This window comes from Flavobacterium sp. xlx-214 (assembly GCF_013874595.1).
GTDB lineage: Bacteria > Bacteroidota > Bacteroidia > Flavobacteriales > Flavobacteriaceae > Flavobacterium.
Genome location: NZ_CP059431.1, coordinates 1,527,168 through 1,553,686 on the forward strand (window position 1 = coordinate 1,527,168; position 26,519 = coordinate 1,553,686).

12 protein-coding genes are annotated in these 26,519 nt (G+C 35.7%); 6 read left to right on the forward strand and 6 right to left on the reverse strand.

All coding sequences use genetic code 11. From position 1 onward, the window contains the following. Positions 1-98 precede the first annotated feature (98 nt). Positions 99-3,515 carry a methylmalonyl-CoA mutase family protein gene (locus H1R17_RS07200; RefSeq protein WP_163430371.1) on the forward strand — a complete coding sequence of 1,139 codons (3,417 nt, stop codon included), beginning with the start codon at positions 99-101 and terminating at the stop codon, positions 3,513-3,515. Between the two features lie 139 nt (positions 3,516-3,654). Here H1R17_RS07200 and H1R17_RS07205 read toward each other — a convergent pair whose 3' ends face one another. Further along, a complete protein-coding gene (locus H1R17_RS07205) occupies positions 3,655-11,664 on the reverse strand; it encodes a T9SS type A sorting domain-containing protein (protein ID WP_181729212.1) in 8,010 nt (2,669 codons plus the stop codon). A gap of 398 nt (positions 11,665-12,062) precedes the next feature. Here H1R17_RS07205 and H1R17_RS07210 point away from each other — a divergent pair, with 398 nt between their 5' ends. Continuing rightward, on the forward strand, positions 12,063-12,644 hold the full coding sequence (locus H1R17_RS07210) for a TMEM175 family protein (protein WP_163430346.1): 582 nt from the start codon (positions 12,063-12,065) through the stop codon (positions 12,642-12,644). Positions 12,645-12,693: 49 nt separating this feature from the next. Here the strand turns inward: H1R17_RS07210 and H1R17_RS07215 are convergent, their stop codons facing one another. From H1R17_RS07215 to H1R17_RS07230, 4 genes are read right to left on the reverse strand one after another with little or no spacing between them, the layout of a single operon-like run. Beyond that, positions 12,694-12,933, reverse strand: coding sequence for a hypothetical protein (locus H1R17_RS07215; RefSeq protein ID WP_163430345.1), 240 nt, complete (start codon positions 12,931-12,933; stop codon positions 12,694-12,696). Positions 12,934-12,937: 4 nt separating this feature from the next. Continuing rightward, positions 12,938-13,951, reverse strand: coding sequence for an SPFH domain-containing protein (locus H1R17_RS07220; RefSeq protein ID WP_163430344.1), 1,014 nt, complete (start codon positions 13,949-13,951; stop codon positions 12,938-12,940). Between the two features lie 27 nt (positions 13,952-13,978). After that, a complete protein-coding gene (locus H1R17_RS07225) occupies positions 13,979-15,301 on the reverse strand; it encodes a hypothetical protein (RefSeq protein ID WP_163430343.1) in 1,323 nt (440 codons plus the stop codon). 2 nt (positions 15,302-15,303) lie between these two features. Then, positions 15,304-16,608, reverse strand: coding sequence for a hypothetical protein (locus H1R17_RS07230; RefSeq protein ID WP_163430342.1), 1,305 nt, complete (start codon positions 16,606-16,608; stop codon positions 15,304-15,306). Between the two features lie 119 nt (positions 16,609-16,727). Between H1R17_RS07230 and H1R17_RS07235 the strand changes: the two genes are divergently transcribed. Further along, entirely contained in the window at positions 16,728-17,882 is a 1,155-nt protein-coding gene (locus H1R17_RS07235) for an ATP-binding cassette domain-containing protein (RefSeq protein WP_163430341.1), read from the forward strand. 11 nt (positions 17,883-17,893) lie between these two features. After that, positions 17,894-19,819: a hypothetical protein gene (locus H1R17_RS07240; RefSeq protein ID WP_163430340.1), complete on the forward strand. Its 1,926-nt coding sequence runs from the start codon at positions 17,894-17,896 to the stop codon at positions 19,817-19,819. A 102-nt stretch (positions 19,820-19,921) separates the two neighbouring features. On the opposite strand, the gene H1R17_RS07245 is transcribed toward H1R17_RS07240, so the two are convergent. Further along, complete coding sequence (locus H1R17_RS07245) at positions 19,922-21,118, reverse strand: MFS transporter (RefSeq protein ID WP_163430339.1); 1,197 nt, start codon at positions 21,116-21,118, stop codon at positions 19,922-19,924. A 621-nt stretch (positions 21,119-21,739) separates the two neighbouring features. Between H1R17_RS07245 and H1R17_RS07250 the strand changes: the two genes are divergently transcribed. Next, the gene (locus H1R17_RS07250) at positions 21,740-22,054 is read left to right on the forward strand and encodes a DUF6660 family protein (protein ID WP_163430338.1); all 315 of its coding nucleotides are present in this window, start codon (positions 21,740-21,742) and stop codon (positions 22,052-22,054) included. Positions 22,055-22,156: 102 nt separating this feature from the next. After that, positions 22,157-26,518: a CusA/CzcA family heavy metal efflux RND transporter gene (locus tag H1R17_RS07255; RefSeq protein ID WP_163430337.1), complete on the forward strand. Its 4,362-nt coding sequence runs from the start codon at positions 22,157-22,159 to the stop codon at positions 26,516-26,518. Position 26,519 lies beyond the last annotated feature (1 nt).

The following is a 26,519-nucleotide window of genomic DNA, read 5'->3' on the forward strand; positions in this document are numbered from 1 at the left end:
TCCTGTTTTTTTGTGTAAAAATGAGTTTCATATTTAAATCAATCTACTTTTATATACAAGCTAAAAGCTGTAACTTGCGCAGTTGAAATAAAATCAGTATGGAACAAAATATTTATACTCCAAAAAATAAAGTAAGAATAGTTACAGCAGCAGCTTTGTTTGATGGGCACGATGCAGCTATTAACATCATGCGTCGTATTATTCAAGCAACAGGTTGTGAGGTGATTCACTTAGGTCACGATAAATCGGTTGAAGATGTTGTGAATACAGCTATTCAAGAAGATGCAAATGCTATTGCTATGACCTCTTATCAAGGTGGTCATAACGAGTATTTCAAATATATGTACGATTTACTTCAAGAAAAAGGTGCGGGCCACATACGCATAGTTGGTGGCGGTGGCGGTGTAATCCTTCCTTCTGAGATTAAGGATTTAATGGAGCACGGCATCACGCGTATCTATTCACCGGATGATGGTCGTGAAATGGGGCTACAAGGTATGATTAATGATATGGTGGAGAAAGCAGATTATCCTACACCTAATTTACAATTACCTCAAGGAAAAGATATTTATCAATCCTTAAAAGATAAAGATGTAACTACAATTGCGCGTTTAATTTCGTTGGCTGAAAATAGAGAAGACGACTTCTTGAAGCTTTTCGACTTTGAAAAAGTAACAAACAAAACGGCACCTGTGTTGGGTATTACCGGTACGGGTGGTGCAGGTAAGTCATCAATGGTGGATGAGTTGGTGCGTCGTTTTTTAATTGATTTCCCAGAAAAGACCATTGCACTGGTTTCGGTAGATCCTTCTAAAAAGAAAACGGGCGGCGCTTTGCTTGGCGATCGTATCCGTATGAACTCTATCAACAATTCGCGTGTGTATATGCGTTCGTTGGCAACACGTCAGTCCAACTTGGCGTTGAGCAAATATGTGGAAGAAGCACTTCAGGTATTGAAAGCTGCCGAGTATGATTTAATCATCTTGGAAACTTCAGGTATTGGTCAGTCTGATACTGAAATCTTGGATCATTCGGATGCATCATTATACATCATGACACCTGAATTTGGTGCCGCTACGCAGCTTGAAAAGATTGATATGCTTGATTTTGCTGATATTGTAGCTATTAATAAATTTGACAAACGCGGAGCTTTGGATGCTTTGCGCGATGTGAAAAAACAATACCAACGCAACCACAACTTGTGGGATGCAAACCCGGAAACAATGCCTGTGTTTGGCACCATTGCATCTCAGTTCAACGATCCTGGAACCAACCAATTGTACAAATCCATTATGGATAAAGTAGTGGAGAAAACAGGGGCTGATTTGAAATCAAACTTCGAGATCACGAAAGAAATGAGTGAGAAGATTTTTGTGATTCCGCCATCACGTACGCGTTATTTATCAGAGATTGCAGAAAACAATCGTGGGTATGATAGCCGTGCTGTTGCACAAAAAGAGGTAGCACAAAAACTGTACGGTTTCTTTAAAACCATTGAAACTTTATCGGGCAAAATGCCAACCATCAATACCTATGGAATTGAGATTACAGGTACTCATAATGCTGATTTAAGCAAAGTATTATTGGCCGAGTTTGATAAATTAAAGATGAATTTAGACCCTTTCAACTGGGAAGTAATCACTACTTGGGATGAAAAGGTAAACAAATACAAAAATCCTGTGTACGCTTTCAAGGTACGCGATAAGGAAATTAAGATACAAACCCATTCAGAGTCGCTTTCACATTTGCAAATTCCTAAGATAGCGTTGCCTAAGTATGAGGCTTGGGGCGATATTTTGCGTTGGGTGTTGCAAGAAAATGTACCCGGAGAGTTTCCTTTTACATCGGGATTGTATCCGTTTAAGCGCGAGGGTGAAGACCCAACACGTATGTTTGCAGGAGAGGGTGGACCTGAAAGAACCAACCGTCGTTTCCACTACGTTTCTAAAGGAATGCCTGCAAAACGTTTGTCTACCGCGTTTGATTCGGTAACATTATATGGGAACGATCCAGGGCATCGTCCTGATATTTACGGAAAAATTGGAAATGCAGGAGTTTCTATTTGTTGTTTAGATGATGCAAAGAAACTGTATTCAGGATTCGATTTATCGCATGCAGCAACCTCAGTTTCGATGACCATCAACGGGCCAGCGCCTATGTTATTAGGCTTCTTTATGAATGCGGCTATCGATCAAAACTGCGAAAAATACATCAAAGAAAATGGATTAGAAGCAGAAGTTGAAGCTAAAATCGAAGCCATCTACAAGGAAAAAGGAGCTGAACGTCCGCGATATAACGGTGATTTACCTGAAGGAAACGATGGTTTAGGCTTGATGCTTTTAGGCGTTACAGGTGACCAAGTGTTGCCAGCCGATGTATATGCAGAAATTAAAAAGAACACGTTGGCGCAAGTGCGTGGTACGGTGCAAGCCGATATTCTAAAAGAAGATCAGGCTCAGAACACATGTATCTTCTCAACCGAGTTTGCATTGCGCTTGATGGGTGATGTACAAGAGTACTTCATCAACCAAAATGTGCGTAATTTCTATTCGGTATCTATATCGGGGTATCACATTGCCGAAGCCGGCGCAAACCCAGTAACCCAGTTGGCGTTTACCTTGGCAAACGGTTTCACGTACGTAGAGTATTATTTATCGCGCGGAATGGACATCAATGCCTTTGGACCAAACTTGTCGTTCTTCTTCTCAAATGGTATCGATCCTGAGTACTCAGTAATTGGCCGTGTAGCAAGAAGAATCTGGGCAAAAGCCTTAAAGAATAAGTACGGTGCCAATGAACGTGCGCAAATGTTGAAGTACCACATCCAAACATCGGGTCGTTCGTTACACGCGCAAGAGATTGATTTCAATGACATTCGTACTACATTACAAGCCTTGTATGCTATTTACGATAACTGTAACTCATTGCACACAAATGCATACGACGAGGCGATTACTACGCCAACAGAGGAATCGGTACGTAGAGCCATGGCCATACAGTTGATTATCAACAAAGAGTTAGGTTTAGCTAAGAACGAAAACCCTATTCAAGGATCGTTTATTATTGAAGAACTGACCGACTTGGTTGAGGAAGCTGTTTTGGCAGAGTTTGACCGTATTACAGAACGTGGCGGTGTATTGGGTGCTATGGAAACCATGTATCAGCGTTCTAAAATTCAAGAAGAATCGTTGTATTACGAAACCTTGAAGCACAATGGTGATTTCCCTATTATCGGCGTAAACACCTTCTTGTCATCAAAAGGTTCACCAACTGTGGTGCCTAAAGAGGTGATACGTGCTACGGAAGAAGAAAAACAGTTCCAAATAAACACAAAAGAAAGCCTTAATGCACGCAATACAGATGCTGTAGCTAAAGCTTTAGAAGCCGTGCAAACCGCAGCAGTGAACAACAAGAATATATTTGAAGTATTGATGGATGCAAGCAAAGTATGCTCATTAGGACAAATAACTTCAGCGTTGTTTGAAGTAGGCGGACAGTACCGCAGAAATATGTAACAAGTAACTATAAACATAAACAAAGCCTTATCTAAATGATAAGGCTTTGTTGTTTTTAATGTACATTGTATGTTACTTTTTTTGCAAATGATAATACAAAAGCTCCTTGAAAAAGGAGCTTTTTAATGAAAGTGAAATTTTACTTTTTAATAATTTTAATAAATTGAGAGCCTTTAACGGTTTCAATTCGTACCATATAAGTTCCCATACTGTAAGGCGAAAAATCTACTTTTATTTCATTGCTGTTGAACTCTTTTTGCATGATGCGCTTTCCTAACACATCGTATACAGTAATCTTTTGAATTGGCTCGATGTACTGTATGGTTAAGATAGCATCAACAGGGTTAGGGTAATAGGTTAATGAAGCTAAATCAAAATCAGTTGTTCCAAGAACAATAACCACTTTAATACCTATTGGGTCACTAAAACATCCATTTGGACCTACTTGTACCGCATAATAGGTTGCTCCATCTTGTAAGATATGATTTTTAGAAAGAGCATTTGCATTATTCACAGCATTTACGTAGCTATCAAACCAAATTATATTGGTTTCATTCATTTGTAAATTGGCAACTGTTGCGTTATTCGTAAAGGTTTGTATGCTATTACCTGTTGGTATATTTGGTTTTGCATTGATGGTAATGTATACCTGCGCTCTGTTAGATATACAACCATTTTGACTATTGGCTACATAATACACCCCACTACTTAAAACATGGGTACCTTGCAAAGGTGTTGTCGTTGTATTATTTATGTACCAAATATATTGGCTAGGTGATGTTTGATTTGCTGGAATATCATTCACCGTTGCACCATTACACAATACTACGTTATTCATAATAGGTGCTGTTAGTGATATGACCCTAATTGCTACAGCTGTTCTTACAGAACTACACATACCTGCTTGTTGTTCTACGTAAAATGTACCGTTAGCTAATGGTGTATTCGGTGCTAATGGTTGTGTAGAAGTAAACGAGCTATACCATTTAATTACGGCACCAACTGTTGTCTGGGCTACTAAATCTTTCACTTCAGCTGCACCACAAAATGTTTGATTGCTTACAATAACTGGTGGTACTTGATTGATGATGGTAACCTGTACTAGTTTTCGATCAGACAAACAACCATTATTAGTATAAGTACTAACATAATAAGTACCTGCAGTAAGTATTGTAGTGGTGCTTAGTGGATTTGGTGAGGTTAAACTACTGTACCATTTTAATTCTCCCGCATTAAAAGTATCTATTTTAACCTGACCAATACTAGTACCAGCGCAAACAGTAATTGCTGATGATGTGATAGGAATTACATCATTCAATACGACTTTTACTGCAGTACGTAAGATACTTTCACAGCCATTCAATGTTTGTGTTGCATAATAGATAGTGTTGTTTGTTAATAGATCAGTGGCATTTAATAAACTACCTCCTACTGAAGCATTATACCATTTAACAGCAGTTCCTAGTGCAAGTAGATTACTAACGTTATTAACTTGATTACCACAAAATGATTGAGTTGCTATTGCTGTAGGTGCTGACGTGTTGTAAATGGTTACTTTAATCGGTGTACGCAATACACTTTCACATCCGTTTACTATTTGTGTAGCGTAATAAGTACCGTTTGTTAATACATCTGTAGGATTCAATGGTGTTGTGATGGTTGCGTTAGCATACCATTTAACATTAGTTCCTGTTACAACTAAATCAGCTACTTTTTTGTTTTCAGCAATACAAAATGCTTGATCTACGGCTGTTGGAGCTACTGTGTTGTGAATAGTTACTGTAATTGGCGTACGCAATACGCTTTCGCATCCATTTAATGTTTGGCTAGCATAGTAAGTACCGTTTGTTAATACATCGGTAGCATTTAATGGTGTGGTTGCTGCAGCACCGTTGTACCATTTAACATCGGTTCCTGTTACAACTAAATCGGCTACTTTTTTGTTTTCAGCAATACAATATGCTTGATCTACCGCTGTTGGAGCTGCTGTGTTGTGAATAGTCACTACAACCGGAGTACGCAATACACTTTCACATCCGTTTAAAGTTTGGCTAGCATAGTAAGTTCCGCTAACTAATACATCGGTAGTATTTAATGGTGTGGTTGCTGTAGCACCGTTGTACCATTTAACATCGGTACCTGTTACAACTAAATCAGCTACGGTTTTATTTTCAGCAATACAATACGCTTGATCTGCAGCTGTTGGTGCAGCTGTATTGTGAATGGTTACTACAACTGGCGTACGAGATACACTTTCGCATCCGTTTACTGTTTGCGTAGCGTAATAAGTACCGTTTGTTAATACATCTGTAAGATTCAATGGTGTTGTTGTGGTTGCGTTAGCATACCATTTAACATCAGTTCCTGTTACAACTAAATCAGCTACTTTTTTGTTTTCAGCAATACAATACGCTTGATCTGCGGCTGTTGGTGCAGCTGTATTGTGAATAGTTACTACAACTGGCGTACGAGATACACTTTCGCATCCGTTTACTGTTTGCGTAGCGTAATAAGTACCGTTTGTTAATACATCTGTAAGATTCAATGGTGTTGTGATGGTTGCGTTAGCATACCATTTAACATTGGTTCCTGTTACAACTAAATCGGCTACTTTTTTGTTTTCAGCAATACAATACGCTTGATCTGCGGCTGTTGGTGCAGGTGTATTGTGAATGGTTATTACAACTGGCGTACGAGATACACTTTCGCATCCGTTTAAAGTTTGGCTAGCATAATAAATTCCGCTAACTAATACATCTGTAGCGTTTAATGGTGTAGTTGCTGTAGCACTGTTGTACCATTTAACATCGGTTCCTGTTACAACTAAATCGGCTACTTTTTTGTTTTCAGCAATACAATACGCTTGATCTACCGCTGTTGGAGTCGCTGTATTGTGAATGGTTACTACAACCGGAGTACGAGATACACTTTCGCATCCGTTTAAAGTTTGGCTAGCATAATAAATTCCGCTAACTAATACATCGGTAGGATTCAATGATGTTGTGATGGTTGCGTTAGCATACCATTTAACATTGGTTCCTGTTACAACTAAATCAGCTACTTTTTTGTTTTCAGCGATACAATATGCTTGATCTACGGCTGTTGGAGCCGCTGTATTGTGAATGGTTACTACAATTGGCGTACGCAATACACTTTCGCATCCGTTTACTGTTTGCGTAGCATAATAAGTACTGTTTGTTAATACATCTGTAGGATTCAATGGTGTTGTGATGGTTGCGTTAGCATACCATTTAACATTGGTTCCTGTTACAACTAAATCAGCTACTTTTTTGTTTTCAGCAATACAATACGCTTGATCTGCGGCTGTTGGTGCAGGTGTATTGTGAATGGTTACTACAACTGGCGTACGAGATACACTTTCGCATCCGTTTACTGTTTGCGTAGCATAATAAGTACTGTTTGTTAATACATCTGTAGGATTCAATGGTGTTGTGATGGTTGCGTTAGCATACCATGTAACATTGGTTCCTGTTACAACTAAATCAGCTACGGTTTTATTTTCAGCAATACAATACGCTTGATCGGTAGCTGTTGGTGCAGGTGTATTGTGAATAGTCACTACAACTGGCGTACGAGATACACTTTCGCATCCGTTTACTGTTTGCGTAGCATAATAAGTACTGTTTGTTAATACATCTGTAGGATTCAATGGTGTTGTGATGGTTGCGTTAGCATACCATTTAACATTGGTTCCTGTTACAACTAAATCAGCTACGGTTTTATTTTCAGCAATACAATACGCTTGATCGGTAGCTGTTGGTGCAGCTGTATTGTGAATAGTTACTACAACTGGCGTACGAGATACACTTTCGCATCCGTTTACTGTTTGCGTAGCGTAATAAGTACCGTTTGTTAATACATCTGTAAGATTCAATGGTGTTGTGATGGTTGCGTTAGCATACCATTTAACATTGGTTCCTGTTACAACTAAATCAGCTACGGTTTTATTTTCAGCAATACAATACGCTTGATCTGCAGCTGTTGGTGCAGCTGTATTGTGAATGGTTACTACAACTGGCGTACGAGATACACTTTCGCATCCGTTTACTGTTTGCGTAGCATAATAAGTACTGTTTGTTAATACATCTGTAGGATTCAATGGTGTTGTGATGGTTGCGTTAGCATACCATTTAACATTGGTTCCTGTTACAACTAAATCAGCTACGGTTTTATTTTCAGCAATACAATACGCTTGATCTGCGGCTGTTGGTGCAGGTGTATTGTGAATGGTTACTACAACTGGCGTACGAGATACACTTTCGCATCCGTTTACTGTTTGCGTAGCATAATAAGTACTGTTTGTTAATACATCTGTAGGATTCAATGGTGTTGTGATGGTTGCGTTAGCATACCATTTAACATTGGTTCCTGTTACAACTAAATCAGCTACGGTTTTATTTTCAGCAATACAATACGCTTGATCTGCGGCTGTTGGTGCAGGTGTATTGTGAATGGTTACTACAACTGGCGTACGAGATACACTTTCGCATCCGTTTACTGTTTGCGTAGCATAATAAGTACTGTTTGTTAATACATCTGTAGGATTCAATGGTGTTGTGATGGTTGCGTTAGCATACCATTTGACATTGGTTCCTGTTACAACTAAATCAGCTACGGTTTTATTTTCAGCAATACAATACGCTTGATCTGCGGCTGTTGGTGCAGGTGTGTTTTTTAGGTGAATCAAAACGGCCCTTTTTAAGCTCTCACATCCATTTATTGTTTGGCTTACATAATAAATATTTTGATCAGTTGCTAAAGTAGTATTTGGTAATTGCGTTGTTGAGTTTACGCTATCGTACCATTTTAGATTAGCACCCGTTACAGATGCATCTGCGAGTGTAGCTGCTGTTGTACATAGACTTATTTCTTCAACGTGTTCTAAACTTACCGCCATGATATTTAAGATTCCGCCTGAAATATGTGTAAATGAGATATCAGCCACAGTTTTATTGTAATTTGACTTACTTAAACTAAGGGATGCTTTATAAAGTCTTGGATTTGTTGTGAAATTTTCTATTTTATTTGACCAAATTCTACCTACACCTTCAATTTCAGGATTTGCGCTATGGAACCAATCATTTAATGTTGTATTTGAAAAAGTTTCAGATGTACTATCTGTAAAATGTACGGTTGCATTAAATGTTGTATTACCACTACCGCCAGCACCTAACAAATGAATATCCTTAATATTAATAGACGGAGTAGCTAGCACCAAACTACCATTAGTAGTGCTGCTTGTAAGTTGCATGCTATTATTTTGGTTATAAGGCTGTAACTTGTATGTTAGGCCAATAATATTTTGACTTAATATTGTTCTATTCTGTGGTAAATATCGTGTTGGTTGAGATCCATTTAATTTAGCAGTATCAGCAATTAAATATCCTAAAACACCATCAAAGTCTTTTGTTACAGAAGTATAATCTATACCATCGTATACCACATCTGTATTGAATCCTGTAAAATTGCCTTCGGTGAATACAGTTGTACTTCCATTTACAGATGGAGGTGTAACAACATCTATTACAACATCAACAGGAGTTCTAACTATATTTTCACAACCATTTATAATTTGTGCTGCATAGTATTTTTTTGTTTGTAATACAGTAAACTCTAATAAAGGAGTTCCTCCTGTAGGTGTTTCATACCATACCATACTTGAGTTGGTAGGTGTTTGCAGTTGTTGGATACGTGTGCTACCGCAATAGTTTTGAGGGCTTACCATTGCAGGAGCCGCTACAATAGCAGGTTCTGTAATAATTACAGTTGCAGTTGCTGAACAACCTTTAGTATCAGTTACTGTTACTGTATAAGAGCCTGCAGTTAAACCGTTAGCTGTAGCAGCTGTACCACCACTTGGAGTCCACGAATAGGTATAAGATCCTATTCCACCTGTTGGCGTTACAGTTGCACTTCCATTAGATTCTCCATTGCAGCTTACATTCTTTTGCGATGTTGTTAAAGTTATTGCACTAACATTTACATTAACAGGTTTGCGTGGACTATAACAATCTATTATTTTATAATTGACTCTACCATTCCAAATTCTATCATTATAAATTTGATTGCCATTTGTAAAAGGATAATCCAAACCAATACCCGTTGCAAGTTGAATGTTAGCATCTGCATAAATGGTTGGTGTTAACCCATTAGTATAATTTAAAGAGACACTTGAGTTGGTTGATGTAATATACAAACCATATGTAGCTCCTGCAGGGATCTCTAAATTTCCTACATTGATAGTAACAGGACTACCAGTAAATATAACGGGAGCACTTCCTAGTAATGTCCAAGCAGAGGTATTAGATTCATAACCAACATAAGATCCTGTTTTATAATATACAGCTACTGTAGTATTACCCATTGGAGAAACATCAAATGAAGTAATCGTTAAGTTGGTTACAGCAGTAATATCCATCATATTACCTCTATGATTATTTCCGCCAGTAAAAACAGTTGGTAAATTTCTTGGTTGTGTAGCCTTACCTCCTTGAACATAGTACGTAGTATTGGAATTTAAAGCAGGAGTGGTAAAGCTATTCCCTACATAGGTTGGTGTAGGGTCAGTTACTTGGTTGTACCAATAATATTCATCGGCTCCACTAGCTGTTAAAATGGCCGAATTATTTGAGCAAATAGTAGCGCCTGTTGGAATAATATCTAAAGGAGATGGTTCTGTAATGGTAACCGATTTCGTTGTAGAACAACTGTTTGCATCGGTGATGGTTACTGTATACGTACCTGGTGAAAGTCCTGTAGCAGTTGCAGCTGTGCCACCATTTGGGGCCCAATTATAAGTATAGGGTAAAGTTCCACCATTTGGAGTTACTATAGCCGAACCATTGTTTGCTCCATTGCAAGAGACATTGGTTTGTGAAGTTGTTACTGTAATATTAGATACATTTACCTGTACCGGTACGCGGTTGTACCTTGTAGAGAGTGTAAGTTTGTACACCTTGTTTTGATTTAAAGAGCTAACTAGGAGTTCATTTGGGGTTAATGCTACTAAACCACCAAGGTATCCCAAACCGGAAGCTAAGGCAACTTGATTGCTCCCATCGGCATTGTATTGGTATACATATCCATTGGTAGTGGAAACCACGATCTTCCCATTGGGCAATTCCAGTATATCCAATGGATTTGCAATATTGGATATCAGTGTGATTTTGTTGGAACCATCGGCATCGCATTGCGTTATTTTACTTCCGCTCCATTCTGCTATCCATATTTTGCCCGAGCTGCTCTGTTTGATACCTACAGGGCCAGACAGTCCTGTTACTAAATTTGGAGCAATGATGCTCCCATTGGCATTGAGTTTTACAACTTTCCCTGCAGTTTCACTTGTGACTAATATATCTCCATTTCCTAGTTCTGCAAAGTCATTTGGAACAGAAATACCAGTAGCAAAAGTAGTAGGATTACTGCCATCTGCATTCGTTTTGATAATGGTTCCACCCTCTAATCCGATTAAAACACTACCGTTAGCCAATTGTTTGATTCCTTTTACTCTATCATTCGCAGTATAAAAGATGTTGAGCAAAGTACCTGTGTTGCTGTAGCGCTCTAATTTTTGAGCAGTATTACGTACCAAAACCGTCCCGTCTGTTAATCGCTCCATCATCCAAGGCAATCCAACAGAAGGAATGAATGTACTAATGGTAGGAGTAGTAATATCAGGCAGCGTTACGTAATAGGTACCCGAGTTTAAAGGGGTGTTGGCAGCTAGTGGGCTACCGCCTGTAGCTACATTGTACCACTGAGCTGCAGCACCTGCACTTGGCGTAGCTGCTAAATTACTTACCGTAGCAGTGCTACAAAACGTTTGGGTATTGGGACTGATAAACTTAACCGAAAGTGCCAAACGAGCACTTGCAACACCGTTTAGGGTTTGCTGGCCGTAATACGTAGTATTGTCCGTGAGTAACGTGCTAGTTGGTAAAGCAGTACCTCCCGTAGCAGTGGTGTACCACGATACATTGCTTTCGTTTACCTGCAAATTGACTACAGTAGCCGTACTTGGCGTGCTAAACAACTGCGTGGTGTAGTTGCTGGTGGGCACAGGAGTTTGTCCCCGTGAAATACCCGTAGCTATTAACAACAAATAAAAAATTAAGTAAAGTTTTTTCATATAGTATTCTAAATTTTGATAAACAACAAGTTTAAGTGTTTGAGTTAAAAACGATAAAGATTGTCGTTAATCAACAACAAATCCATAGTAAATGTATTACAATCAAGGAAATGGAATATGCGTAATTTTACCTGTTTTTTTTTCTAGGTATAATTACCGAAGTATAAAGGATGACTACTAATGTAAATTAGATTTTTGTAACTAATTGTTATGTATTTTTAGGTGTTGAATTATGAGAAGATTATATTTTATACACCAGTTTTTAGATTATCTATAAGGTATCTGAGATTAGATATTAATTTTAAAGAAGAATTGTATGTTTAAAACCGTAGTATTTATTGTTTTAGATTATGATTTTTGCATACTAAAAAGGAATACATTTACTAAAAATTTGGAATATGACAACAAGTAGATTAGAAGCTTTTAGTGATGGTGTGTTAGCCATTATTATAACCATTATGGTGCTTGATTTAAAAGTGCCTTTTGGAGACGATATTATGAGTTTAAAACCTTACATACCTAAGTTTTTAAACTATTTGTTTAGCTTTATTTATGTAGGTATTTATTGGAATAACCACCACCATTTGTTTCAGGCAATTAAAAAAGTAAACGGTGGCATTTTATGGAGTAATTTGCATTTGTTGTTTTGGTTGTCATTGTTACCCGTATCAACAGGTTGGATGGGTGAGAACTATGATGCTACTTTTCCGGTTGCTTTTTACGGTTTTGTACTTTTTATGAGCAGCATTTCTTTTGCTATTATTGAGAAAGTAGCAGTAAAACAAGAAGGAAAAGAATCGGTTATTGCACAGTCAATGCGCAAAAATGTAAAGGAAATATGTTCTAGTATCGCCTATATTTTGGGTATAGTAGCATCGTTCTTTATAACCGAAGTAGCTATAGCTATTTATGCAATTATAGCGTTGGTTTGGTTAATACCTGATAGAAGAATTGAAAAATCAATGCAAGAAGAATACTAATTATATAGTGGTAGATGGTTTTGTTTACACGTACCATCTACCAGCTATTTTATAACTTTTTTTGTGCTACACCTGTAGCCGATTTGTTGTACTGGCTACGATTACCTCCAAAAAAGAAAGCAATAATTAAGGTTAGTACTACAGCACCTACACCTAAAATACCAATAGTTGTATATGTTTTGGTTAGATATTGTGGGGTAAATAAGCTAATATCCCAAATTTGTAGTACAAAATAGGCTAGGGTTACCAATACTAAAAGGGTTAGTATAAAAGCAATTACATATTTCATAAGCTTATATATTTAGGTTGTTAAGCAATTGTTTTTTTAAAGCATCAAACTCTTCTTGGGTAATGATGTGCTCATCTAACAAGATTTTTAGTTTCTTTAATTTTTCAAAAGTATCGCTGTTTTCTTCGCTTATCTTGGTAGTTAGTTGGTTTTTTTCTAGTCCAAACATTTTTCCTATTTCCATACCAACACCCAATTGCGCGCCCATACCTGCCAAACCACCTTCGTTTTGAGCAGCATCACGCAAAGCTCGTAGCTTTTCCATTTCTACGTAGCTTAAACCAGCTTGCTGCGCAGCAGAGGTATCGGCTGTAATATCAGCAATGCGTCCAATGCGTTCTACTGTATCATCGTCAAAGTGTGTTCCGGTAATATTGTAGTTGGTAATTTGCAAGCCTAAACTTTCAAAATCGATATTTAATTGTTGCGCAACTTCTTGCGCAATGTTGGTAAGTTCGGCATCAATTACATTATACGCATACTTTTGTTGGGCAAACACGCTGCGTATTTTACTAATCATACGCTCTGTAATTACCTGTTTCATTTGGTCTGTTGAGTAATTGTCTTGGGCACCAATAACATCGCTAAACAAAAACAACGGTTGGTTTATTTTATAGGAAAAGTTACCGTTTAAACCTAGTTCAATAGGCAGGTTGTACGATGCATCGATGTATTTGATAGGCGATGCTGTGCCCCAGTACTGATTTACTACTTCTGCGGTACGAAAGAAATAGATTTTTAGCTTGTGCTCACTCCCAAAGTTCTGACGAATCTTAAGTAAAGTAGTAATAAACGGATGATTATCTGTTGCCAAATTATAGATGTTAGACTCGGTTAATACATCGGTAATTCTACCTTCGTAAACCAAAACACATCCTTGCCCTGGCGCAAGAATCAATTTGCTGGCATCTTTAATTTCATCGTGGGTTGATGGAAATTTATACAGCAACGCATTGATTTGTGGATTTTTCCACTCAATAACGCTGGCCAGCTGCTTATTGAAGAATTTTTTTAACATAGCATTTGTTTTTTATTGTGGTAACGGTTAATCTAAATTAAAAGGAATTTCGTCTATTTTAAAGCTTTTAACTAATTTTCCTTTGTTGTTGTAATATAAATAATCTTCGCAACAAGGCGAAAATAAAACGCCTTTTTCTTTGCTAATGGCACCACTTAAATCATATAAACCTGTAGCATCTAATGGGGCAGACCATAGTAAGTTGCCGTTATAATCAAGCCATTGTAAATGAAATTTATCGTTTTCACCGTTGTTGGTTTTAACGCCCAAGGCTACAATATCATCTCGAAAATCTAAGACCGTCATATCGTATACCTTGTTTTCTGTGTTTAATACTTTCATGTCAATTAAACGAGAAGCGGTTACCCAATAACTGCTGAATGATGCACTTACAAAGTTTTCATCGTCATCAAAAGCAACACCAATGTTAGGGTCAAAACAAAACGGATACCCCATACTGTAGGTTGCATTGTATTTTACTAAGAATGACGGCTCGCTATCTGTTTGAAAGAAAAACGTAGCAGGTTTGTCATTTGGATAGCTTTGTTTCTGGCGCGTTACATCAAAATTGTTGGTATTTGTAATTTTTGATATCGGAAAATACGCTACTTCTTTATTGGTATTTGAAACGATATCAAAGGCAGAAAATTTGTGCGATGAACGTTCAATTTTTTTAATACCGCTTTTTAATTCTTTTACATTAGCAATAATTTCTTCGTTTAACGATTGAACGTTTTTAGTTGTTACATCGTATTTAAACAGGATACTTTCGCCGTAAATAAGATACACATTGCCATCGTCAAATCTAAAACAACTTCCACCAAAAGCTATAGAATTGCTAGCGTAATCTACTTTTAATTGATTAATTTGATCGTAAGTGTTTTTTAATGGATCGTAAACAGCCCAGAAAACGGTATTGTCGTACTTTTTATTTTCGTAACTGCTGGCATTTGGTTTTCCAAAAACAAACACCTTTAAGCTTTTGCTGGCATCAATAAAAGGTACAGACCCCATTACATTAAAAGTATAGCCGCCTGCTTTTGTGTTTTCTTTGGCATCAAAACCATAATCATTATCGTTTTTAGAGCTAAACAACAACGGAATAATAAAAATGAAACTAAAAGCAGCTATTAATAGACCGACAATAAGTAAAATTTTAGAAGTTTTAATTGGCGTAACTGGCGTTTGCTGATTATTGTTGTATGTGTGTTTGTGTTTTACGGTAGTTTGATTGGTTTCAACATAAAAAGTGGTGTCACAATTTGTACATTGAAACATATTATCGTCTAAATATTTTACTTTTTTAGAACCACATTCGGGGCATTGTACTACTGTTTTGTTGTTGTTCATAACTATTTTTTTATATCAAAAGTAATATCCTCTATTTTTAAATCTTTCTTCAATTTTCCATTAGCATCAAACCATAAATATCTTCTGTTCACATCTATTACCGCTTCGTTTTTTGGAGAAAGATAACAACTTTCTTCAAACACATGGTTAAAATCTGATTTATAGCTCCATTTAATATTTCCATCACCATCTAACAATTGAAAGTGGTATTTTTCACCTTCCTGAATACTGTTTTTAAAGGCTGTTAAAACAGTGTTTTGATTATAGTCTAAAACTTGTAATTTGTATTGTCTGTTTTCAGTATTTAATATTTTGTATGATTTTATAAAGGAATGGTGATCTAAATTATGAGAACTAACTTTAGTAGGTTCATCGTTTGCATTAAATGAAACATTAAATGTTGGACGTGTGTATGTTGGGTATCCTGCTTTTCTTAAAGCTTCGTATTTAATAACATAACCAGGGTTTGATGAACTTTCAATATAACAAGTTTGCAATGTACCTTCTTTAAAATCGGTTGTAGGCTCATCATAAACTTTAAAATCTTGAAGATGTATTTTTGTGGAAGGAAAGTAAGTGATTTTTTTACCTGTGTTTGATGTTATTAATAAAGCATGTAAATAATTTTCAAACTCTATGGTACCAATACCTGCTCTTAATTGTGGAATGTTTTTTTCTAAATCGTCAGTAATGTTTGTAAACGAGTTTAATTGGGTATTGTAAACAAAAACTTTAGATTCTTTAACAATATAATAAATATTGCCGTCATCAAATTTTTCCATTTCAAAATCTAAACCAGAAAAAAAGCCTTGTGTTTGAATATCAGGAAATTGATTGATTTGATCCATTTTTCCCGATGCTACATCATACACGCCCCAATATAATTTACCTAAAACATCAGCATCACGTCCATTGCCTGATATATAATCAATATCGCCTGCGAAAAACATTTTCAGATTTCCGTTTTTATCAGCAAAAACTTTCGATTTTGTAGCGTTCTCCCAAGTGTATTTTTTACTAACAACAACATCTTTTATGGTCTTATCGGCCGTAGAAAACAACGATGTAATTAAAAAAATAAGCAAAGGCACCCCAATAACGGCACCAAAAATATAACCTAAAGCTTTGGTATTTACGGGTGGTGTTGGGGCGTTATTGTAGTTGTAATTGTGGTTAATATTAATATCTTCAGAGTCTATAATGTACTCAGTACCACAGTTTAAACACTGAAAATGTTCTTCGTCAATTGCTTTTTGTTTGGTGCTGCCACATTGCGGACATTTAATGGCTTTAATTTTTTTACTCATTTAAAATAGTTGATTTTTTTTTCACGATTTAAACTTACAAAAAATAAATGAATCTATATTTTATTGATTTATAATGCTTATGTAAAAGATATTTTTACATTTACATAAAAATGCTAAGAATGACAAAACACGAATTAAGGGTGCAAGAGGTAATGCACTTTTTTGACAATAAAGATATTTTGTTAGGTTTTCGTAAAATGCTTGATTGCGTTATAGATACCCAAGATATGAGTTTGTATCAAGAAGCCATTGCCTTAACCGATTGGAAAGAGAAAAACCCAACACAAACCGATGCTTTTATTACCAAAGCAAAAGAGTTACTAGTAAAAGTGGGTAAAGTAGCTGTTGCAGAAAACAACCATACTAGCTTTGTTTTGCAAGCAAAAGATATTACCAAAAGCTACGGATCGCAAAAGTTTTCATTAGGACCTATTTCACTTACTTTGTCTAAAGGGCAAGTATTTGGTTTGGTAGGCGAAAACGGTAATGGTAAAACTACGTTATTACGCATTTTAGCCAAAGAAATTGCGCAAACACAAGGTACACTAGATTATAGTTTTACCAACAAAGTAAACAATACGTATGATTTACGTACCAAACTTATTTACATACCGCAACGTACGGATAAATGGTACGGTAGTTTAATGGATAATTTGCGTTTTGTTTTAGCTAATTATGGCGAAAAACCAGAGGAAATTGAAACGCGTGTATTGTTAATGGTAGCAAGGTTAGGACTTTGGAACTACAAGCATTTAAAGTGGAGCGAATTATCATCAGGTTACAAAATGCGTTTTGAGTTAGCGCGCACATTACTACGTAAGCCTGAAATTTTATTGTTAGATGAGCCTTTGGCGAATTTAGATGTTTTGGCTCAGCAAATTATTTTAGAAGATTTAAAAGCCATTGCCAATTCTATAAATAATCCTATTGCGTTGATTTTAAGCTCACAGCAATTGTATGAGGTTGAAAAAATATCAGACAAAGTAATTTTTCTGAAAAACGGTAAATACAATGAAGCTGCCAATACGGTTGATGAAACTGAAGAAAAACCGTTGATTATTGAAATTGATACAGATGCTAATCGCGATGTATTGTTAAACATTCTTTCGCCTTATGCGTTAGATAAGTTAACGTATAATGGTGGTATTTACACAGCGTATTTTGCTACAAGTACTCGTTTTTCAAGCGTAATTATTGCATTAGGTCAAGCAGAAATCAACCTAATTTACATACGCGATATTTCTGCATCAACCCGTAGATTTTTTGTTAACTAAAAAACATCCTTATGAGCTTTATAAAAAATGTAAATAAATATCTTATAGAAAGATATCCAACTATTTGGAACACAAAAATTGTGTGGATGTTAAGCATTAGCTTACTGGTTCATGTTTTGTTTTTCATAATAGGTTATGTATCGCACAGCAATCCTTTATCGTTACAAAATAGTCGCGTTTTTGAAGACTATTATTCTAGCGGTATGATTATGGTACACATCATTATATCGTTGTTAATGTTAGTAGGCTGGATGGTTTTACTTTTTAAAAACAACGCCTTTAAAAACTTTTACCCAACAAGTAACCTAAAATTGTTTGGGCAGTTTGTAAGTTACATCGTTATTATTTTTGCTTCTATTACGTTTTATTTTTCGTACATGTTAGGTTTTCAATTGTATATAAAGAATGCCTATCCAGATGATCAATTAATTAAAGATGTTGCTATTATTAACAAGGCATATCCGTTTTTGTCGTTAGATTATCAAGAGTATAAGTTAAGTAAGCGTGCGTATCCAAAGCAATTTAAGGAACTATTTTGCGAAACAGATCATAACGAAATTGATTACAACAAAAAGTATTTTAAATTAAAAGATGATATTTTTCAGTTCAATACCACTTATTTAGTAAAAATTACGGAACGAGATGAGTATCGTGAATTTAAATATCCTGCTAAAGAATACAAAAACAGTACGCCTTTGGCATATAAATACATAAATGCAGATACTTGTTATTATTACTTTAAAAAAGAGGTTGTTGATGTATCGCCATTCGTCAAAACTACGGCGTTAACTTATTACAACTTTTCTAAAGTTTTTTATGAATTAAGTTTTGAGGATATTGCTTATTATGATAGATACAATGCATATTCTAGTAATTATCCTTACGCCGCTATTGAGGCAAGTGTGTATGATTATGAAGATGTTTCTAAGAATTATGAGTTTAACAAACAACTAGCAGAGATTTTAGATCGTAAAAATCCAGAAGAGTTTAAAAAAATCATGAACGATTTCTTAGAGGTTTCTGAAAAATACAAAATCAAACATAATTTAGATACCGATAAGTGGTTTCGAATGGTATATCATCCAGATGGTTTTGAGGTGAAGCGATTCATTAATACAAATGAAACAGGTGATTCTGAGTTGTATCCGCCGCAACCACCTATTATTGATTCTGTTACTGTTGCTACTGCTACAACCTATGATACCATTGCTGAGCCTGCAGTTAAAGGGCAACCTAATACAGATGATGCTGCGGCAATAGCGGCTGCTCAAAATGCAGCAGAACAAGTGGCAACCGTAGTGGCAACTAAGTATAAGGAAGATACTAACTACAATTACTACCAAAAAAATTTAAGCAAAAGCTATTATCAAATCAATAATTTAAAAGATTTATTGAACAGTGTAGAGTTAATGAAAAACAGCAATGTGTTTGATAATGTAATTCATTTTTATTTATGGATTGCTTTTGCGTTAGCTACTTTGTTGTTTAGTTTTAGAGTAACTAATTTACGCGCAGTTATTTTTACAGGCGTAACAATTGGTGTTTTAAGCTTAACTATTGGTTTGTGTGTATTGCTATATACAATGGGTGTTTCTGTAGACGAAGAATATTTTGCAGGCTATTTAGTACTATTTGTTGCAACACTCATATTACTGCTGCCAATACTTGCTATTAAAACTTTACCTAAACTATTGGGTGCTATTTTAATGAACATAAGTATCAATGGTTTTGTTTTGTATGTGTTCTTAATTCTAGGAATCATTAGCATGCACCAAAACGATGCTTGTTATGATATACATTATAATTACAACGCAAATTGCACAACTATTTTAGAGTTCTTAGATTTAAATACTAGTTATTTACTTTTTGCTCTTGGTTTATTATTTATGTTGTGCTACACCGTTATTATTAAAAAGTGGCGCGCTCAACCAGAATAAGATTACATCCTTTTTTATATAAACACAAAAGCCTTTCTGTTAAGAAAGGCTTTTGTGTTTATTAAATTGCTATTAGGTAGTTCAGGAAGAAGGATATTGTAATCATCCTTTTCTCTTAGCAATTTGTAAAGAAAACCAAACCACAATAAGCAATAATGCAGACATGATTAAATAGCGCCAAGTTAAATCTAACTGGGTGTTTACATGCCCAAAATTAGAAATGACATAACTGGTTATTGATGTTATTACATATACCAAACCGCCAAGCAATCCTCCTGCAATTCCTGCGTTATTAGGAAAATACAACATACTAGTGGTAAAGAAAATGGTATATAAAAAACCAGAGCATATATGTATGGCAAACGCAAAACCGACTAATAAATACAAGTTTTCGTAACCCAAACCAATACCTAATAAAATAGCAATCAATACAACTTGTAGTAATGCCGGAAATAGAATGCGCTTCTTAAAGCTATAATGCGCCAGTTTTTTACTTAGAATGCCACCTATCATCCACGAAAAACCTAAAATAAGTGTGCAATATCCAATAACAACCGAGTTTTGATGAAATGCATTTTCTATAATAAAAGGTCCGGTAATATTAAATACCATTACAACAGAGTATGCAATTCCTAATGTAATAATTCCTAAGATAAACATCGTATTGCCAAGCATACTTCGGTAAAGTGCGGTAACTTCTTTTAAATTGAATTTCTTTTTATTCATCAATGTTTCCCCACTAAAAATCAAATCCAATATCAATAAAATACTTCCATAAATAGCTAAAAAGTAAAAGTTGGCATGCCAAGTAAATAGTTTTTCTAAATAGCCACCTAAAAAAGGGGCAATAATAGGTCCGCATGACCAAACTATGGTAAAATAACTCAAGTAGTTTTTTAGTTTTTCACCTTGATACATGTCAACAAAAAAGGCTCTGTTAGCAACTACCATTAATGAAATGGCCACTCCTTGTACCATACGCAATAGCGATATAGCAGTAATAGAACTACTTAAACTAATGAAAATACTACAAAGAATTAAAACAACTAAAGCAATTAATTTTGGCTTATACCTACCAATACTATCTAAAATACTGCCTATAAATAGTTGCGATACACCATAACTCAATAAAAAAACAGTTAGTGTAAGCTGTACATCATGCTCAGGTACAGCTAAATCTTTTGCCATAGATGGAAAAGAGGGCAGGTAAATATCGGTCATGAAACCAGAAAGGGGTACAGAAGCAAACGCAATAATAGTCGCTATTTTTTTGCGTTTTTCTGATGTATGTTGAAGCATAAATAAACTTTTTTGTTGATTGATTTACAAAGGTAGGTTGATTTTGTTGAATATTTTAAAATGAAACGGTCAAAATAAGCTTTTTCAATGCGAATGTTTTAAAGTTTAAATACGGCCTTCATGTGCCCTTTTTGTAAAATAAAAACCAATAATTGCGAATAGTTTTATATAAAACGATGTTTTATTCTAAATGTGTATTTTTATTGTAGAAAAAGTATGTATTGTGTTTGTCTTATAAGGCAACCTCTTCTTTTTAACGTATCTAGGAGTGATTTTTAGAGTGACTTATTTTTATTTGTTAATTTAAGAGGATTGTTTTTGCAATTCCCTTATTGTTTTTTAAATAATTTGAAAATTTTATAAATAATTTAGAAATATGTTGTACATTTAGTGTGTCATGAAAGTGAAATAGGAATAGGTTTTCATAAATATGTGTTTTTTAAAGATTAAAAGAGAAAAGAGGTTGTTTTTATAACACCCTCTTTTTTTATATGTAAAAATCGTTTTTCTTGTAAGCATATAATTACAGTACACCTACCAATACTATTGCATGCAAAAGCAAACAGTAGTGATTTTAGAAAAATAACAAATTGTTTACATAACTTTTCTTAAATTTGTTTCATGAGATTTATAACAATGCTTTTAGCGCTTTTTTTTGCATTCCTCGTTACAATGCCTTGTACCGATGGTTCAGACCATGCAAATGAAACGGCACATACACATTGCAAAGCTCATAATCATTCTTCAGATGAACATGTAGATACTTGTTCTCCTTTCTGTAGTTGCGCATGTTGCGGAATACACTTAATGGTTGCCGATTATTCTATATACCATTTTAAAACAAATGTTAGTCCTACCTACGCAGAAATAGTAACCTACCAACCTCAAAATGAGCTTGGTATTGTGCATGGAATTTGGCAACCCCCTAAGATTTAATTTTTACCAAGAAATTTTTATAAATACATCATTGGCATAGGATATTTTCTATGTCCAATAGTGGTATATGTTCATTTTTTTTCAGTAAAAATTAAATAATCTATGTTAGATAGTATTATCAAATTTAGCATCAAGAACAAAATTGTCATTGGTATTATGACCTTGATGCTCATTATTTGGGGTACGTGGAGTGCCACCAAATTACCTATCGATGCCGTTCCCGACATCACCAATAATCAAGTTCAAATCATTACGGTTTGCCCTACTTTGGCAGGACAAGAGGTTGAGCAATTAGTAACTTTTCCTATAGAACAAAGCATCGCTAATATTCCTGATATTGAAGAAACCAGAAGTATTTCTCGTTTTGGATTATCCGTAATTACCGTTGTTTTTAAAGAAAAAGTTGATATTTATTTTGCTCGACAGTTAATTAACGAGCAATTAAAAAAAGCCGAAGAGCAAATACCCAAAGGCGTAGGAACGCCGGAGCTTGGTCCTGTTAGTACAGGTTTGGGCGAAGTGTATCAATACATTCTCCATCCTAAAAAAGGAAGCGAGAAAAAATATTCAACACAAGAATTGCGAACCATGCAAGATTGGATTGTTCGTAGGCAATTGAATGGAACGCCAGGCGTTGCCGAAGTGAATAGTTTTGGAGGCGAAGTAAAACAATATGAGGTCGCAATAGATCCAAACCGTCTTCGAGCGATGGGTGTTAGTATTTCGGAAATATTTGATTCCCTAGAAAAGAACAATGAAAACACGGGTGGTGCTTATATCGACAAAAAGCCAAATGCCTACTTTATTCGTGGAATTGGAATGATAACATCTTTAGACGATGTAAAAAATATCCCCGTGAAAAATGTTTCGGGCAGTGTTCCTATTTTCATTAAGGATGTTGCGGATGTTCGTTTTGGGCACGCCATTCGATACGGAGCAATGACCTATAACGGCGAAGTGGATGCTGTGGGCGGAATGGTGATGATGTTGAAAGGAGCCAATTCTAATGAAGTGGTGAATTTAGTGAAAGAGAAGCTGCCTACTATTCAAAAATCGTTGCCAGATGATGTGGTGATAGAACCCTTTTTGGACAGAACCAATTTGGTTGACAGAGCCATTGCTACCGTTGAAAAGAACCTTATTGAAGGTGCATTAATCGTTATTTTCGTACTGGTATTGTTCCTTGGAAACCTACGTGCAGGACTAATTGTCGCGTCAGCCATTCCACTTTCATTATTGTTTGCATTAGGAATGATGCATGTTTTTGGTGTAAGTGCCAATTTAATGAGTTTGGGAGCGATTGATTTCGGGCTGATTGTAGATGGCGCCGTTATTATTGTAGAAGCAACGTTACATCATTTAGGACTTCGAAAATCGAAGCAAAGACTAACGCAATCTGAAATGGATGAAGAAGTTTTTCTTTCTGCATCCAAAATTAGAAATAGCGCCGCTTTTGGTGAAATCATTATCCTTATCGTTTACATTCCTATTTTAACTTTAGTTGGTGTTGAAGGAAAAATGTTTACACCCATGGCTAAAACCGTAGGTTTTGCCATTCTTGGTGCCTTGATTCTTTCCTTAACCTATATTCCCATGATGAGTGCTTTGTTTTTATCTAAAAAACCAACGCATAAAGAGAATATTTCGGATAAGATGATGAACAAACTGCAAAAAGTCTATCAACCACTTTTAGAAAAAGCTTTGAAAATTAAGTATTGGCTGGTTGGTGGAACGGTTGCCTTGTTTGTTTTTAGTGTTATGATTTTTAACAGAATGGGTGGCGAATTTATTCCGCAATTGCAAGAAGGCGATTTTGCATTTCATTGTATTTTACCACAAGGAAGTTCTTTAACTCAAAGTATTGAAACATCCATGCAAGCTTCTCGAATTATCAAACAGTTTGACGAAGTAAAAATGGTGGTTGGTAAAACAGGTTCTGCAGAAGTTCCTACGGATCCAATGCCGCCTGAAGCGTCTGATATGATTATTGTTTTAAAGCCAAAAAGCGAGTGGAAAACCGATAAAACGTATGATGAATTAGGTGAAGAAATACTAGAGAAACTAGAAGTTATTCCAGGAATTTTCTTTGAGAAAAGTCAACCTATTCAAATGCGATTTAATGAGTTGATGACCGGCGTTCGTCAAGATGTTGCGGTAAAAATCTTTGGTGAAAATTTAGATTCCTTAGCTATTTATGCAGATAAAACTGCGAAGGTTATTCAGAAAGTTGAAGGTGCAACGCCACCTCAAGTGGAGCGTGTGAGCGGACTTCCACAAATCAACGTAGAATACGATCGTACCCGAATGGCGAATTACGGATTAACGATTGAAGACGTAAACACTGCAGTAAGTACCGCTTTTGCAGGACAAGTGGCAGGACAAGTTTTTGAAAATGAAAGACGTTTTGATTTGGTCGTTCGTTTGGATAGCCTTCATAGAAGCAGTATTGATGATGTGAATAATCTGATGATTTCAACTCCAACGGGAAGTCAAATTCCGTTGTCACAAGTTGCAAATGTTGATTATAAATTAGGTCCATCCCAAATCAGTCGTGAAGAAGGTAAACGAAGAATTGTAGTTGGTTTCAATGTAAAAGATCGCGATGTTGAAAGCGTGGTGAAAGACATTCAAACCCAGTTAGAAAAGGAAATCAAATTACCTTCTGGATATTATTTCACTTACGGCGGACAATTTGAAAACCTACAAGCTGCAAGTCAACGATTATTAATCGCCGTTCCGGCCGCATTGTTGTTGATCTTTATGTTGCTGTATTTTACCTTTAAATCTTTTAAACAAGCAATACTCATCTTCACTGCAATTCCAATGAGTGCCATTGGGGGTATTTTCGCATTGCTTATTCGTGATATGCCGTTTAGTATTAGTGCCGGCATCGGTTTTATTGCGTTGTTTGGTGTTGCCGTTTTGAATGGAATTGTCTTAATTGGAACATTCAATCAATTAGAAAAAGAAGGTGAAACCGATATTATAAAACGGGTGTTTGAAGGAACAAAAACACGACTACGTCCTGTATTAATGACTGCTACAGTAGCTTCGTTAGGGTTTTTACCTATGGCAATTTCAACAGGCGCGGGTGCAGAAGTTCAAAAGCCTTTAGCAACCGTAGTTATTGGCGGTTTGATTACGGCGACCTTCTTAACCTTATTTGTTTTACCTATGCTGTATTTAATATTCAATACCCAATTTTCAAAAGTTAAATTGAGTCCTAAAAATGCGCTTCCTTTCTTTATAGGAGCACTGTTTTTAACAACAACATTTTCACATGCGCAAACCTCAGTTATTACTATTGAGCAGGCGCAACAAATGGCAATAGAAAATAATAAGTTGTTAAAAGCAAATCAATTAAGTATATCGGCAAGCGAAGCCTTAAAACAAACGGCAAACGAGTTGCCTAAATTAAATATTGGTACAGAGTTAGGGCAGTACAACAGTCCTAAGTTTGATTATGGTTTTTCTATTTCGCAAAGTATTCCTTTTCCAACTCTTTTTAAACATCGAAAGGCTGTTTTAGCATCCGAAGTCAATGCTAAAAAAATGGAGAAAGAAATTACAACAAACGAGTTGCTAAAGCAAGTACGTACCTATTATTATCAAGTACAATACTTACAATACAATCAGGAGCAACTACAAGCGTTAAATGATTTGTATTTAGATTTTATTAGAATTGCAACTGTACGTTTTGAAGCAGGCGATATTAAGAAAATAGAGATTAATACCGCAGAAACACAACAAGGCGAAATTAATTTATTGCTCAAGCAAAACAACGTTTATTTAACCAATGCCTATAAAAGCTTACAGGTATTATTAAACACCAATGAAAATTTTGTTATTGCAAAGCAAGGCAATTATACCCCATTAACGTTGCAAACTATTTTAGAAAACAACACCATTGATAACAACCCTACTATAAAGGCATTGTATCAGCAAATAGAAATGAAAGAGCAAAACAAGCAAGTACTTAAAGCCGAAGGTTTGCCAGAGTTTTCTTTTGGTGTTAACAGTTTGTCTATGATTGGTATGCACGAAAAAAACGGAGTAGAAAGATATTACAATGGTCTTGATCGATTTACTTCGGTTAATTTGGGTATAGCCATTCCGCTTACCTTTGGTGCTACAAAAGCAAAAATAAAGGCGTTAGATTATGATAAACAAGCCTTGCAAGAAACCGTAAATTATCAAAAACAGCAATTAACAACACAGCTTGCCAATGAAACCGCGCAATACTTGCAAGATTTAGATCAGTATACGTATTATGTAAATCAGGCAATACCCAATGCAGAGAAAATTGTAAAAGCAGCGCAGTTGGGTTATAAAACCGGCGAAATATCGTACGTAGAATATCTTTTTGCTTTGCAAACGGCAACTAGTATTCAATTAAAATATTTAGAATCTATACAGCAAATCAATCAAACGGTTGTTACTATTAACGCTATTATCCATCAATAAA